13 protein-coding genes are annotated in these 13,550 nt (G+C 59.8%); 4 read left to right on the top strand and 9 right to left on the bottom strand.

Annotated features, from left to right (window positions below):
* Positions 1-31: 31 nt before the first annotated feature.
* The 5 genes from RAH42_RS02775 to RAH42_RS02755 form a co-directional block, all read right to left on the bottom strand.
* Positions 32-1,357, bottom strand: a complete 1,326-nt coding sequence (locus RAH42_RS02775; RefSeq protein WP_317539919.1) for a dihydroorotase — start codon at positions 1,355-1,357, stop codon at positions 32-34.
* A 53-nt stretch (positions 1,358-1,410) separates the two neighbouring features.
* Positions 1,411-2,637: a Zn-dependent hydrolase gene (locus RAH42_RS02770; RefSeq protein WP_317539918.1), complete on the bottom strand. Its 1,227-nt coding sequence runs from the start codon at positions 2,635-2,637 to the stop codon at positions 1,411-1,413.
* A 12-nt stretch (positions 2,638-2,649) separates the two neighbouring features.
* Entirely contained in the window at positions 2,650-3,930 is a 1,281-nt protein-coding gene (locus RAH42_RS02765) for a TRAP transporter large permease subunit (protein WP_120371846.1), read from the bottom strand.
* Positions 3,931-4,389, bottom strand: coding sequence for a TRAP transporter small permease (locus tag RAH42_RS02760; protein WP_296428517.1), 459 nt, complete (start codon positions 4,387-4,389; stop codon positions 3,931-3,933). It lies immediately after the preceding gene.
* A gap of 110 nt (positions 4,390-4,499) precedes the next feature.
* Positions 4,500-5,492 (bottom strand): TRAP transporter substrate-binding protein, encoded by a 993-nt coding sequence (locus tag RAH42_RS02755; protein ID WP_296428515.1) that lies wholly within the window; start codon positions 5,490-5,492, stop codon positions 4,500-4,502.
* 218 nt (positions 5,493-5,710) lie between these two features.
* Between RAH42_RS02755 and RAH42_RS02750 the strand changes: the two genes are divergently transcribed.
* Positions 5,711-6,664 carry an MBL fold metallo-hydrolase gene (locus RAH42_RS02750; protein WP_317539917.1) on the top strand — a complete coding sequence of 318 codons (954 nt, stop codon included), beginning with the start codon at positions 5,711-5,713 and terminating at the stop codon, positions 6,662-6,664.
* 206 nt (positions 6,665-6,870) lie between these two features.
* Here RAH42_RS02750 and RAH42_RS02745 read toward each other — a convergent pair whose 3' ends face one another.
* Genes RAH42_RS02745 through RAH42_RS02735 form a run of 3 tightly spaced genes read right to left on the bottom strand, consistent with a single transcriptional unit; the run spans position 6,871 to position 9,607 of the window.
* Complete coding sequence (locus tag RAH42_RS02745; RefSeq protein WP_078015667.1) at positions 6,871-8,112, bottom strand: dicarboxylate/amino acid:cation symporter; 1,242 nt, start codon at positions 8,110-8,112, stop codon at positions 6,871-6,873.
* Positions 8,113-8,136: 24 nt separating this feature from the next.
* On the bottom strand, positions 8,137-9,297 hold the full coding sequence (locus RAH42_RS02740) for a UxaA family hydrolase (RefSeq protein WP_078015668.1): 1,161 nt from the start codon (positions 9,295-9,297) through the stop codon (positions 8,137-8,139).
* A gap of 13 nt (positions 9,298-9,310) precedes the next feature.
* A complete protein-coding gene (locus RAH42_RS02735) occupies positions 9,311-9,607 on the bottom strand; it encodes a UxaA family hydrolase (protein ID WP_078015669.1) in 297 nt (98 codons plus the stop codon).
* 109 nt (positions 9,608-9,716) lie between these two features.
* On the opposite strand from RAH42_RS02735, the gene RAH42_RS02730 reads away from it, so the two are divergent.
* Both RAH42_RS02730 and RAH42_RS02725 read left to right on the top strand, forming a co-directional pair.
* Entirely contained in the window at positions 9,717-9,848 is a 132-nt protein-coding gene (locus RAH42_RS02730; protein WP_317539916.1) for a LysR family transcriptional regulator, read from the top strand.
* Positions 9,849-9,930: 82 nt separating this feature from the next.
* The gene (locus RAH42_RS02725) at positions 9,931-10,668 is read left to right on the top strand and encodes a LysR family transcriptional regulator substrate-binding protein (protein WP_343228917.1); all 738 of its coding nucleotides are present in this window, start codon (positions 9,931-9,933) and stop codon (positions 10,666-10,668) included.
* A gap of 377 nt (positions 10,669-11,045) precedes the next feature.
* On the opposite strand, the gene RAH42_RS02720 is transcribed toward RAH42_RS02725, so the two are convergent.
* Positions 11,046-12,068 (bottom strand): IS30 family transposase, encoded by a 1,023-nt coding sequence (locus RAH42_RS02720; protein WP_317539115.1) that lies wholly within the window; start codon positions 12,066-12,068, stop codon positions 11,046-11,048.
* Positions 12,069-12,459: 391 nt separating this feature from the next.
* On the opposite strand from RAH42_RS02720, the gene RAH42_RS02715 reads away from it, so the two are divergent.
* Positions 12,460-13,250 (top strand): IS5 family transposase gene (locus RAH42_RS02715; RefSeq protein WP_317539161.1). Its coding sequence is split into 2 segments (ribosomal slippage): positions 12,460-12,828 and positions 12,831-13,250, totalling 789 coding nucleotides; the frame shifts between segments, so codons are not numbered across the junction.
* Positions 13,251-13,550: the final 300 nt, after the last annotated feature.

Below are 13,550 nucleotides of genomic sequence, written 5' to 3'. Positions count from 1 at the left end.
CGCCGTGCAAACGGCCGCGCGATCGACGGATTTATTGTATCGCAACGGACCGTTTTATACAACCGATTGCACGAAAAGTTCTTCGATCGCAGACGATCCTCCCGCCCAGCACGGTCATCAGGACCGTGCCGCTCAGCGTCCAGCCGTTGAACGGACAGTTGCGCGCCTTCGATTTGAACTTCGCCGCGTCCACGCGCCAGCGGCGTTCGGGATCGAACAGCGTCAGATCGGCCGGCGAGCCGGGCTGAAGATGGACGGGCGGCAGCTTGAAAATCCGCCGCGGCGCGGAGCTCATGCGCTCCACCAGCGAGGAAAGCGAAAATCCACGCTCGCGGCACAATCCGTCGAGGCACAGCCCCAGCGACGTTTCCAGACCGATGATGCCGTTGGGGGCCTTGGCGATGCCGAGGGCTTTTTCGGCCGGCGTGTGCGGCGCGTGATCGGTGGCGACCACGTCGAGCACGCCGCTCATCAGCGCCTCGCGGATCGCCGCCGCGTCGTCGGCCGTGCGCAGCGGCGGGCTCATCTTGGCGTTGGCGCCGCATTCGAGAATCGCCGTTTCGTCGAGGAACATGTGATGCGGCGTGGCCTCGCCGGTAACGGCGACGCCGCGGGCTTTCGCCGCCGCGATGATCTCGACGCCGCGGCGCGAACTGACATGCTGCACGTGCACATGCGCGCCCGTCTTCTCGGCGAAGAACACGTCGCGCATGATCATCAGCTCCTCGGCCAGCGCCGGCGCGCCGGCGAGCCCCAGTTTTTTGGAGATCTCGCCGCGGTTCATGGAGCGGTCGCCTTCGAAGCCGGGAGCCTCGCAGTGAACGCTCACGGGCAGGCCGACGGCGGCCGCTTTTTCCATGGCTTCGTAAAACAGCGGCCCGCTGCCGACGGTGATGCCGTCGTCGGTCAGGCAGACCGCGCCGGCTTCCTTCAACGCTTCGAAGTCGGTCAGTTCTTTGCCGCCCAGCCCCTTGGTGACCGCGCCCCCCGGATAGATGCGGCAGTCCATGGTCCGGTTGCGCTTGATGCAGCTGCGGATCAGCTCGGGCGAATCGACGGCCGGTTTGGTGTTGGCCATCGTCACTACGGCCGTGAAGCCGCCGTTGGCCGCGGCGGCGCAGCCCGTCTCCAATGTTTCCTTTTCGGTCTGGCCGGGATCGCGGAAATGCACGTGCAGATCGACCAGTCCTGGGGCCAGGACTGCGCCGCCGCAGTCGATCTTTTCGGCGTCCGCGGTCGGCAGCAGCTCGGGGCCGAGGGCGGAAACGACGCCGTTTTCGACCAGCAGATCGCCCCGCATGTCCATTTTCAGATCGGGGTCGATCAGGCGCGCTTTTTGAAACAGGATCGGTTTCATGAACAGCCTCCTTATAAAAATATCCCTGGGATTCCGGAGTCTTCGTAAAAAAGTTACCGAACGATGTCTTTCACCGCCTGGAGCAGCACTTCATAGCCGGGACGCACGCGCCGCCAGTCCACCGTTTCGGCCGGGTTGTGGCTGACGCCGTCCTTGCACGGCACGAAAATCAGCGCCGAAGGGATCAGCGTGGCCATGTACATGGCGTCGTGTCCCGCGCCGCTGAGCATGCGCCGGTATTTGACCTGCAAGTCTTTGCAGACGTTTTCGAGGCGGCGCGCCAGCAGGCCGTCCATGGCGACGGGCTTGTCGGCCGAGTAGAGCGTGAAGTTCGCCCTCACGCCGCGTTCGGCGCAGACGCTTCCGACGCGCGCCTTGATCTCGTCGCAGGCGCGGCGGATGCTTTTTTCGACGATGCCGCGCACGTCCACTTTCAGAACGACTCGCCCCGGCACCACGTTCATGGCCCCGGGGAAACACTCGCACACGCCCACGGTGGCGACCGTGCCGAACTCGCTTTCCTCACGTCCGGCGCGCTCCGCGGCGAGGATTATCTCCGCCGCCGCGGCCATGGCGTCGTGGCGCAGGTTCATCGGACAAGCGCCGGAATGGGCCTGTTCGCCGATCACTTCGAGCATGAAACGCGTCGGCGCGGCGATCGCCTCGACGATGCCCACGTCCTCGCCGTTCCAGTCGAGCACCGGCCCCTGTTCGATGTGCAGTTCGAAATAAGAGTGATACGACGCCGGCGCCAGGCAGTCGCGCGGGATCCGCTCGGGCCGCCCGCCGAAATCGCGCAGCGCGTCGAGCAGCGTCACGCCCTGTTTGTCCTTGAAGCGCAGCGTGTCCATCAGCGACAGATTGCCCGTCGCCGCTTTGCTGCCGATCGTCGCCAGCGAAAAGCGGCTCGATTCCTCCGCGGTGAAGACCACCACCGACAGCGAACGCCGCGGATGCGGATTTTCGGCAAGGAGGTCGCGCGCCGCGCCCAGCCCGCAGGCCACGCCGAGCACGCCGTCGTAGCACCCGCCCTCGGGCACAGAATCCAGATGCGAGCCGATCACCACGCCCGGCTGGTCCGCGCTTCCCTCGAAACGTCCCCACAGATTGCAGCAGGCGTCGGTCGTCACCGACATGCCGAGCGATTTCATCTCTTCGATCACGATCTCGCGCGCCTGACGGTCCGCCTCGGTCAGAGCGAGGCGGGAAACGCCCCGCTCGCCGCGCCCGGTCTGCGAGATCGCCGCGACCAGTTCGCGGACGCGCTCGAAACCCGACATTCCCCGCGCTCCCTAACGGCCGTACACCAGCGCCGGCAGGAAGGTTGAAAGCGCCGGCACGTAGGAGATCACCAGCAGACCGACGATCGAGACGATGATGAACTTCGTCACCGCGCCGATGATCTTCGACATCGGCAGCCCGGTCACGCCCGCGGCCACGAACAGGTTCAGTCCGAACGGCGGAGTGAAGTTGCCCAGCGCCAGGTTGGAGACCATGATGATGCCCAGATGCAGCGGGTCGATGCCCATCTGCTGGGCGATCGGGAAGAACAGCGGCGCGAGGATGACGATGGCGGCGATGCCTTCCATGAACATGCCCACGATCAGCAGAATGACGTTGACCATGGCGATGAACGCCCAGGGCGTTTTGATGTTTTCGATGATCGCCGCCGTGACCATCTGCGGGATGCGCGCCACGGTGAGGAACCAGGCGAAGCTCGTGGCCGCGGCGACGAGGATCATCACTTGCGCGCAGGTCACGGCCGAACGCAGACACACGTCGAACAGTTTCGCCCAGGTGATCTCGCGGTAGACCGCCACGCCGACGAACAGCGCGTAAACGGCGGAGATCCCCGCCGCCTCGGTGGGCGTGAACACGCCGCAGTAAATGCCGCCGAGGATGATCACCGGCACCATCAGCGACCAGCCGGCTTCCAGCGTATTGCGGACGATCTCGCCGCGGCTGGAGGGCGCCGAGACCTTGAGATCGTGATGGCGCGCGAAGTACCAGATGTAGACGACCGTCGCCAGCCCGTAGACGATCCCGGCGCTGACGCCCGACATGAACAGCGAGCCCACCGACACGCCCGTGGCAGCCGCGTACATGATCAGCGTCACGCTGGGCGGGATGATCAGCGCCACCGATCCCGACGACGCGATCAGACCGGCGGAGAAATCCTCGGGATAGCCGCTTTCGATCAGCTCGGGATAGAGCACGCGCCCCATGGCGACCACCGTCGCCGGGCTGGAGCCGCAGAGCGCGCCGAAGATCATGCAGGTGCACTGCGTCGTGTAGGCCAGTCCGCCCTTGCGCGCCCCCACGAGGCTGCGCGTCCACTTGAGGATGCGCTTGGAGAGTCCGCCCGTGTCCATCAGATTGGCGGCGAAGATGAAAAACGGCATCGACATCAGCGAGAACTTGTCGAGTCCGCCGAACATGCGCTGCGCCAGCACCATCGGATCGAGTCCCGTGAAGAGCAGCATCGAAACCAGCACGGCCGCCGCCAGAGCGACGAAGATCGGCACGCTGCCGAACAGCAGCGCCAGCAGCGCGCACATCAGAAAGACCGTCATCTAGGCGCCCTCCTTCCCGAAAGCGGCCTGAACGAAACGCAGCGCCATCAGCGCCGATCCCAAAGGCATCGCCAGATAAGGGATCCACATGGGGATTCCCATCGCCGGCGAAGTCTGCTCGAGTTCCACGGTGAACCGCACCAGCTGATAGCTGTACCGGAACAGCGCCGCGCAGAATCCCGCCGCGATCAGATAGACCAGACGCGTCAGCGCGCCGGCCATTTTTTCGGGCAGCACGCCGAGCAGAAAGTCCATGCGGATATGCGCCCCCCGCCGCACGCAGACGCTGCCGCCGATAAAAGTGATCCAGATCATCAGATAGCGGATCAGCTCTTCGGCCCAGCTCGTGCTGGCGCTGAAAACATAGCGCAGCACCACGTTGACGAACAGCACAAGAGCCGTTGTCAGCAGAGCGGCCGCGCAGAAAATCTCCTCAATCCTGCCGAGGAACCTGAGCATTTTTCGATCTCCTCCCAGTTTCATGCAACGCATCATGAATATAAAAACGAAAGGGGCGAACCTCCTGCAGGAGCCGCCCCTTGTTTTTTCGCCGCGCCGGACGCCGCGGGTTATTTGGCCTCGTAAACCGCTTTCAGCAGCTCCGCCTTGGTCGCCGAGCCCTCGACGAACTTGTCGTGCAGCGGCTTACTGACCTCGATGAACTTGGCGCGGTTCTCGTCCGTCAGTTCGCCGACGGCGATCTTGGACTGTTTGATCTGCTCGAGGAATCTGGCCTCGCCCTCTGCCTGCGCCAGGCGTTCCGCCTCGCGGGCGCCGCGTTCGCACTCGACGATCAGCTTCCGTACGTCCTCGCCCTGCTTCTCGAACCAGCGCCTGTTGACGATGAACAGATAACCGAGGAACCCGTGATCGGAGATCGTCAGATAATCCTGCACCTCGTACAGCTTGGCCATGGCGATGGTCTGCAAAGGATTCTCCTGACCGTCGACGATGTTCTGCTGCAGCGCGTTGTACAGCTCGGCGTACTCGATCGGGATCGGATTGGCGCCCCACGACTTGTACTGCTCCACCAGCTGCGGGCTGGGCATGACGCGGATCTTCATGCCCTTCAGATCCTCGGGCGCGTTCACCGGCCTGCCCTTGGTCGTGATCTGTTTGAAACCCGAAGCCCACAAGCCCAGGGTCTTGAAGCCCTTCTTCTCGCAGAAGGCGTAGAACTTCCCGCCGACTTCGCCGTCCATGATGCGGTACAGCTCGTCCTTGTCGGCCCACAGAAACGGGAAGTCGATGACGCTCAGTTCCTCGACGAAAGGCGTCAGCACGGAAGTGGGCTGCACGGACATCTCCAGCGTGCCCATCTGCACCATTTCGGCCTGCTCGCGCATCGAGCCCAGCTGCATCTGCGGGAACACGTCCACGGTGATCCTGCCGCCCGATTTCTCTTCCATCAGCTTTTTGAACGTCTGGGCGCCGACGTCCTCCGGGCTGCCGACAGGCTGGTTGTGACTGAGGCGGACGTTCATCGCCGGGTACTCCGCCGCGGCCAGCGAGGCCGGGGCGATCAGCGCAGCGGCGAGAAACAGACTTGCCAACTTCTTCACGTGCGATCCACTCCTTTGAAGGATAACGAACTTTTCCTCCGCCGCGAAATCTCGGAGGCCGGTCCATTATAGCAAGGCGCCGCGAACCGTGCAATCGGTTTCAGGAAAGGCGAAAGACAAAATCCGCTCCGGCATCCTCCGCGCCCGGCGCTGGAAAAAAATTTCCGCCGCGGTACAATAAACCACGTCATCGCTCTTCATACAAGGAGGTTTTCGCCATGACCCGGACAAACGACGTCCGCCCCGTCGCCGCCGCCGGCGGCGAGTCGCTCGACCTGATCCGCCTGCCGCTGGACGGCCGGCCCGGCTTCGAGGAGTTCCTCGGCGCCTGGCTGCTGCGCGCTCCCGGCGAAACCGCGCTGGTCGACTGCGGCGTGGCCGGTTCCTACGCGCGTCTCAAAAAAGCGCTGGACGACCTGGAAGCCGTGCCCGACCTGCTGCTGCTCACCCACATCCACCTCGACCACTGCGGCGCGGCCGGCTGTCTGTGCCGCGATTACCCGCGGCTGAAAGTGTTCTGCTGCGAGCGCGCCGCCCAACACCTGATCTCGCCGCAAAAGCTCTGGCAGGCCACCGCCGCCACGCTCGGCGAAGCGATGGCCGCCGCTTACCGGCCGCCGCTGCCCGTGCCCGCTTCCGCTCTCGTCGCGCGCAAACAGCTGCCCCCCGCGTGGCGCGTCATCGACACGCCAGGGCACGCCGCTCACCACGTCTCCTTCCTGCGCCGCTGCGCGGGGCGACGCCTCTGCTTCGGCGGCGAAGCGCTCGGCGTCATCCCCGGCGACGGCGCCTCGAGCTGGTTCGCCGACGGCCGGCGGCGGGACGGCATCCGTCCCGCCACGCCGCCCCGCTATGTGCCGGAAATCGGCCGCGAGAGCATGAGAAAGCTCGCCGCCGCCGACTGGGACCTGTTCTGCGCCGGGCACTTCGGCGCTTCGTCCGACCGCACGCTGCCCGAACGGGCGCTGAGACAGAACCTTTTCTGGGAAGAAACGATCGCCCAGGCCCTGCGAGACGGCCTGAGCGAAGACGAAACGGTCGAATTGCTGCGGCGCGAAGACCCCGAACTGGCCAACCTCGTCGCCTATACCGAAAGCGCGCAGAGCCGCGAAGCGTACTTCCTCGGCAACAGCGTGCGCGGCTTCGCGCGCTTTCTGGGCGAGAACGCCTGACGGCCGGGGCATCCGCGGCGCCCGAGAAGACGTGCTTTGCTTTGCCAAACGCAAAAATGGACGGCACACAAAAAATCCCCGGCGGCCGAAAAAAAATGGCCGCCGGGGATTTTTTTGCGTGCCGCATGTCCCGCGCGAAACGCGGACGTCCGCTCCATGCCGACGCGGTCTTCTCCGCGTTCCGGCGCCGGGGCGCCTTTTCGCGGTCACTGTCCGCCAGTCGGCTCCGGGGCTTTGAACGTGCCTTCGGAACGGGAGACGATCAGCGCCGTGGCCGCGTCGCCGGCGATGTTGGGGATCACGCGGGCCATGTTGAGGATGCGGTCGATACCGGCCAGCAGCCCGATCGCTTCCATGGGCAGATGGACCGAGGTGAGCACGATGGTCAGCATCACCAGCCCCGAGCCGGGCACGCCGGCGGTGCCAATGGAAGCCAACGTGGCGGTGAGCATGATCATGACCTGATCGGCGACGGTGAGCGGCACGCCGAAGATCTGGGCCGTGAAGACCACGGCGATGGCTTCGTAGATGGCGGTGCCGTTCATGTTCATGACGGCACCGAAGGGGATCACGAAGTTGGCCGTCTCCTCGTCGACGCCAAGTTTCTTCGTGCATTCGAGGTTGAGCGGGATCGTGGCGACGCTGGAACAGGTGGCGAAGACGAAGGTCATCGCTTCCTTCATCGTTTTCAGGAAACGGAGCGGGCTGACGCGCCCAATCACGCCGGCCATCAGACCGGCCTGAACGACGACCAGATAGAGGAACGAGGCGATGTACATGGCCGCGATCGCCTTGATGTAAGGGATGAGGATATCCGGGCCGTTGGCTCCCACGACTTGCGCCATCAGGCCAAAAACGCCGTAAGGCGTGAACTCGAGCACGATAGTGGTGATCTTTTTCATCGCTTCCTGTCCGGCGCGGAACATGTCGAGCAACGCTTGCCCCTTGGGGCCGATCTTCATCAGCGCGAAGCCCAGCAGCAGCGCAAAGAAAATGATCTGCAGCAGGTTCTGTTTCGACAGGGCCTCGAAAGGATTTTTGGGGATAACGTTGATCAGCGTGTCGAGCATGGAGACCTGTTTCGCCGTCGTCTTCGCCGATTCCTTGGCGAGCTCGATGCTGACGCCCGTGCCGACCTTCATGAGATTGGCGAAGATCAGGCCGATGACGATGGCGAACGCAGTGCTGACAAGGAAGACGACCACCGTCTTCACGCCCATGCGTCCCAGCTTCTTGCCGTCTCCCACGTCGGCGGCCGCACAGACCAGCAGGCAGAGCACCAGCGGCGCCACCACCATGGTCAGCAGGTTGGTGAGGATTGTTCCCAGCGGTTTCAGCACCGCGGCCTGCCTGCCGAAGATCAGCCCCGCGGCGACGCCGAGCGCGAAGCCGATCATGATGCGCGTGAACAGGCTCAGTTTGTTCCACGGTTTAAAGATGAATCCCATTTCTCTTCCCCCTTTAATGAAAAATCAAACGAAGCGGCAGACGTGATCGATCGCGATGTCGGAGAAGCCGTAGGCTTCGGCCTTGGTCATCTTGCCGTTACAGACGTCTCCGATGATCTCAAGGAGCTCCCTGCCGCTTTCCCGATACGTCGTCGTGCCCTTGATGATGCCGCTCAGATCGACGTCCATGTTGTCGTCCATCATCCGATAGGTGCGGGCGTTGGCCGTCACCTTGAGTACGGGCACGATGGCGTTGCCCGTCGGCGTGCCGCGCCCCGTGGTGAAGATCACGGCATTGCAGCCGCCAGCTACCATGGAGGTGACGGAGGAGATGTCGTAACCGGCCGTGTCCATGACGATGGCGCCGTGCTTCGTGGGGCGCTCGGCCTGCGCCAGCACTTCGACGATGGGGCGGGAGCCGCCCTTGCGGATGCAGCCGAGGCTTTTCTCGTCGAGCGTGGAAAGGCCGCCTGCCTTGTTGCCGGGCGTGGGCTGACCGGCGCGGCAGTCCTGCCCCGCCGCCTTGAGGTGTTCTTCGTAACTCCGGCAGATCTCGATGATCTTGTTGTGCAGTTCCGGCGTCGCCGCACGCCGGGCGACGACGTGCTCGGCGCCGATCCATTCGATGGACTCGCTCATGATCGTCGAAGCGCCGAGATCCACGAGCAGGTCGCTGAGCTCGCCCACGGCGGGATTGCTGGCGATGCCCGAGGTAGCGTCGGAGCCGCCGCACTCGATGCCCAGAAGCAGATTCGATATGTCACACCGTTCTTTTTGCTGCATGGCGGCTTCGGCGGCCATGTCGCGCGCGGCGCGGACAGCTTTTTCGATGGTTCTGAGCGTGCCGCCCTCTTCCTGAATGCCGAAAGAAACCACGGGCTTGCTGGTCATTCCCCGGATTTTTTCGCGCAACTGCGCGTGCCCCACCGTCTCGCAGCCAAGGCCAATGATGACGACACCGTAGACGTTGGGATTGCAGGCGAAACCCGTCAGCACTTTCTGCGACATGGCCGTGTTCGCCGCCACGTCGGAACAGCCGGTGTTGAAAATGATGTTCACGGCGCCGCGCACCTGCGACGCGATGATGCGCGCGCTCTCGCTGCCGCAGGCACACGTGGGCAGGATCAACACGTGATTGCGGATGCCCGCGCGCCCCTCCTGGCGTTTGTATCCCCAAAACTGCATCGTTTCCCCCTCCTTATACCATTTCACTGGCGTAGTCTCGCGGCACGCTGAAGATGTTCTCGTGCGAGACCCAGTGCCCTTTCGCGATCGGTACCAAGGTGCGGCCGATCAGCTCGCCGTACTTGATCACTTCGTCCCCCTCGTCCAGCGGGACCAAGGCGACCTTGTGGCAATAGGGAATCGTCTCCTCCGCCGTGAGCGTGCAGAGCTCATCGCCGTGGCGATAAACGACCGGCGCCCCGGCCGGCACCTCTTCGACGCAGGTGACCACGTTGTCTTTCTCATCCATGAGCAAAGCGTTGATGTTCACATTCAATCCCCCCTTGAAAGTCGAATATCTTGCTTGACGTCATCATACGGCGGCGGTAACATAAATTCAATTACTGGAAATTTATTACACCATAAGGAGAATTTATGTTATGAGACAGGAGCTGGAGTACGTCTACGAGGTCTACAAAAGCGGCAGCCTTTCGAAAGCGGCGGAAAAACTGTATATCACGCAGCCGGCGCTGAGCATGGCGATCAAAAAATCGAGTCGTCCATCGGCATGACGCTGTTCGACCGCAAGGTGCGCCCCTTTCAGCTCACCGAAGCCGGCTGGCTTTACATCAACGCGATCACACGCATCAAAAAATCGAGGCGGAACTGACGCAGCGGATCGGCGACATCAACGACCTCCAAACCGGACACGTGCGCATCGGCGGCTCCCACTACATCAACAGCTACATCCTGCCGCCGGTGTTGTCGCGCTACAGCCAGCTTTATCCGGGCATCGCCCTGGAGCTGGTCGAGCACAGTTCGGCCGTCCTCACCAAGATGCTGGAGGAACGCGCCGTAGACCTGACGTTCAGCTGCAACCAACTCTTCATGAAGGACTTCGAGCGTTACCCCATGTTCAGCGATCGCATTCTGCTGGCAGTGCCCCGCGCCCATCCGTTCAACCGCCGATACCGAGCCTTCGCCCTGCCGCCGCGCGGCGTCATGAACGGCCATCATCTGCATGGGGATTGTCCCGCGCTGCCCGCCGAGCGCTGCGGAGAGCTTGAGTTCATCTCGCTGATGCCCGGTAACAATCTTCACGACCGTATGCTGCAAATTTTCGCCGCCGTCGGCGTCAAACCGCGCCTCAAGATTGAGCTGAGTCAGCTCGCCACCACCTATCATCTGGCGGCAGGCGGCTTCGCTGCCGCTTTTGTGAGCGACCGTATGGTCACGGCCGCGGCGACGCCGCTGTGCTTTTACAGGCTCGATTCGCCGCTGGCGACGCGGCAGTTTTACGCGCTCCTGCCCAGCCGCGACTACACAGCCAAAGCGGTGCGGCGCTTTATCCAGCTCGTCGGCGAAGTCCTGCGTCCGAAAGCGCGGGCGTAGGGGCAAAGGCGAGCTCGTTTTCGAACGGCGGAGCGCTCTCAGCGGTTCCCCTTCCGCGAAGGAATGTTCCACGTGGAACATTTTCCGCCTCTCTCCCGGCGGCGACCGCCCGAAAGCGGAAGGTAAATTTTCAGAGTAAATGCAACCTCGTCAAAGTAAATGCGACGGGGTTGCATTTACTTTGACAGGACAAAAGCAGCAAGCAGTCATTACGAACACATAATAACGATCAAGATTGCGCTAACGGAACAAATTCAAGGGGATGAAAAGCTGTTACGAGGAAATTGTCCGAAAAAAGTGCATACAAAAGTGATCCTCAACTGAAAGCAAAATTTTCAGTTCAGAGTTAATGCAATCAAGAAATTAAAAAGGAGCCGTTATTTACCGGCGAGAAGAGTCCGCTTTAAGCAGATATCCTGTGGCGGAATAAGTTCGAGTCCGAGTAAATGCAATACGTCCTCGCCATACAGGTTGATAAAGATCTCTGCAGGAGATTTTCCGTTAAATTTTTTCCTCCCGTATGAGTTTATATGAGACATCATCAGGTTGATATCAGTTTGGGATAAATTGTCGAAAGTTGTTCCCTTGGGAAGGATCCTTCGAATGAGAGTATGATTATTTTCAACCTTCGTTTTTTCCTGCGGTGCTTGTGGATTGCAATAGAACATATATGATTTTCTTTCTCCGTCCGGACCTTTTTCGATAGCCGTCGGATTGGAAAACTCTGTACCGTTGTCAGCAAGAAGGACCTGAAACATGGACTTATAGCGTTTCCTGCCCAGAAGAGTGAAGAGCATTGTAAAAATCTGCTCAACAGATTGAGCAGTATTTTTATCTCTCAAAAAAGCCAGCATAAAGTTGCAGTTTCTTAAGATGACAGTCAGAAGAACTTTTCCTCCTGCGGTGCCAACGACACTGTCGATTTCGGTAATAAGCATGTCCGGATGTTTCTCTGAAAAAGAGAGAAAATCATTGTAGGTACGGCCTTCACGACATTTTTTATCCACCTTCATGTTATTTCTTTTTCCCTTTCTCTTCTTAAAACGGACAGCTCGGGGCAAGTCTATTTTCCGTGCCTCTAAAATACCCGAAAGCAGGAGCCGTCTGGCGGTACTTTCAGAACAGGGAACAGTATCTCGATTATTACGGATAATATGATAGAGAGACTGCCCCTGTTTGATGAGAGGAGAGAAAAAAGAATCAATATCTGCAAGCTCGGCATCGGAGATATTGAAGCCTTCACGAGCCTCATGCAAAGTTTTCTCGTAAGAGTCATTTGCAGATTTAGCAGAATAGATCCGTTTTTTTAAAGTGCAGCGGTGACGGTTGGGGCAGCCGTTACAGACATACGGAGGAACCGAAAGCTGCGGGCAGACCTCCTCCTTAAAGTCAGGACACATCGTATTACATCTTGAGCACCGGAAACACAGTGAACGGCATTTCGGAGAGGTGTTACAAAGGGAAGTAACGGAGCAGTCATACCGGTGAAGGCAGCAGTTTGCTGTCCGGCCATAACAGCCTTTGAAGACAGTCTCTGCATGTTTTCTGATCTCTCTGGAGATCGTACTCGGCGACTTCAGAACTGTTGAGGCAATACTTCTGAGAGATTCTCGCCGGTTGAGGGCGCTTTCAATGGCTTTTCTTTCAGCCAGAGTCAAATGTTTGTTCATGATGATGAACTCCTTTCCGAGATCTGTTGTCTCGTAAGAAAGGTCTTTCATCAATTCAGACTGGGCTTGTTTAAAAAACGTCAAAGTTGCCTAAATCGATCCAATCGCTTAAACTTTTCTCATGGAAGAGAGAAGATATGAACTGACCTCCAGCGAGTGGAATCGAATCAAGAGAATGCTGCCGCCCGAACACCCGAAATCAGGTCAACGTGGACGCCCGGCAAAATACGATAACCGCAGGATCATCAATGGGATTCTGTGGCTTGCCAGAAGTGGAGCGCCATGGAGAGATCTTCCGGAGCGTTACGGCAAATGGCAGGCAGTTTACGCACGTTTCAGGCTGTGGAAACAGCGGGGAATATTCGAGGCGATCTTTGCCGCCCTAAGCGCTGATGCCGACATGGAAAATCTCTCTATCGACTCCACGTCCTGCAAAGTACATCAAAGTGCCAACGGGAGAGGGAAAACCCCGGAAGGGGGAAAAAAGGGGCTCAAGCGATTGGCATGTCCAGAGGCGGCAAGAATACGAAAATTCATGCGATAGTAGATGGTTTAGGCAATCCGCTGGCGCTCCTGCTCAGTCCCGGCAATGACCACGATTCCCGCCATGCCGTGTCCTTGCTCGGGCAAGCGGAAATCAGAGGGAGCAACGTCATCGGCGATAAGGCTTACGGTTCGCAAGCCATCAGAGAGTACATTACTTCTCGGGAGGGAAGTTACACTATCCCGCCGAAGAGCGATAATCCCGAACCGTGGTTTATAGATGAGCATGTTTACAAGGAACGACACTTGGTTGAATGTTTCTTTCAGAAAATCAAATGGTTCCGTAGAATTTTCACCCGCTATGACAAACTTGACGCTTCGTTTTTCGCTTTTGTTCTTGTCGCTGCCAGTGTTATTTTATTGAAATAATACAAGCTGAAATGTTTTTTAAACAAGCCCTAAATGCAAGCTCCTTTTAATTCAGATTTAATGCAACGGGGTACCGGATGTTGCGTTGCATTTACCTTGAAGAATTTCAACCGAAAGCGGAACGCGTCAATTCCGACGGTTCTTATTGACTAACACGCCGCGGTCATGACACAATGGCCGCGGCGTTTTTCCCGCGGGAAAAAGCATCTTCCGTTGTCCCGCCAACGAACATTTCACCTAAAATGTGATAGAGTAAAAACGGGAACGGAGAGGGGCTTCGCGCCTTCGCCCCGGATCCGG

Source organism: Pyramidobacter sp. YE332, from assembly GCF_033060595.1.
Lineage (GTDB): Bacteria > Synergistota > Synergistia > Synergistales > Dethiosulfovibrionaceae > Pyramidobacter.
This window is presented reverse-complemented; position numbering and strand designations above follow the sequence as displayed.

Coding starts and splice junctions, on each gene's coding strand:
- RAH42_RS02720 (WP_317539115.1), bottom strand. CDS start 12,068: ATGTGTCCTGACTTTAAGGAGGAGGTCTGCCCGCAGCTTTCGGTTCCT.
- RAH42_RS02745 (WP_078015667.1), bottom strand. CDS start 8,112: ATGGGATTCATCTTTAAACCGTGGAACAAACTGAGCCTGTTCACGCGC.
- RAH42_RS02765 (WP_120371846.1), bottom strand. CDS start 3,930: ATGACGGTCTTTCTGATGTGCGCGCTGCTGGCGCTGCTGTTCGGCAGC.
- RAH42_RS02770 (WP_317539918.1), bottom strand. CDS start 2,637: ATGTCGGGTTTCGAGCGCGTCCGCGAACTGGTCGCGGCGATCTCGCAG.
- RAH42_RS02750 (WP_317539917.1), top strand. CDS start 5,711: ATGACCCGGACAAACGACGTCCGCCCCGTCGCCGCCGCCGGCGGCGAG.
- RAH42_RS02730 (WP_317539916.1), top strand. CDS start 9,717: ATGAGACAGGAGCTGGAGTACGTCTACGAGGTCTACAAAAGCGGCAGC.
- RAH42_RS02775 (WP_317539919.1), bottom strand. CDS start 1,357: ATGAAACCGATCCTGTTTCAAAAAGCGCGCCTGATCGACCCCGATCTG.
- RAH42_RS02740 (WP_078015668.1), bottom strand. CDS start 9,297: ATGCAGTTTTGGGGATACAAACGCCAGGAGGGGCGCGCGGGCATCCGC.
- RAH42_RS02760 (WP_296428517.1), bottom strand. CDS start 4,389: ATGCTCAGGTTCCTCGGCAGGATTGAGGAGATTTTCTGCGCGGCCGCT.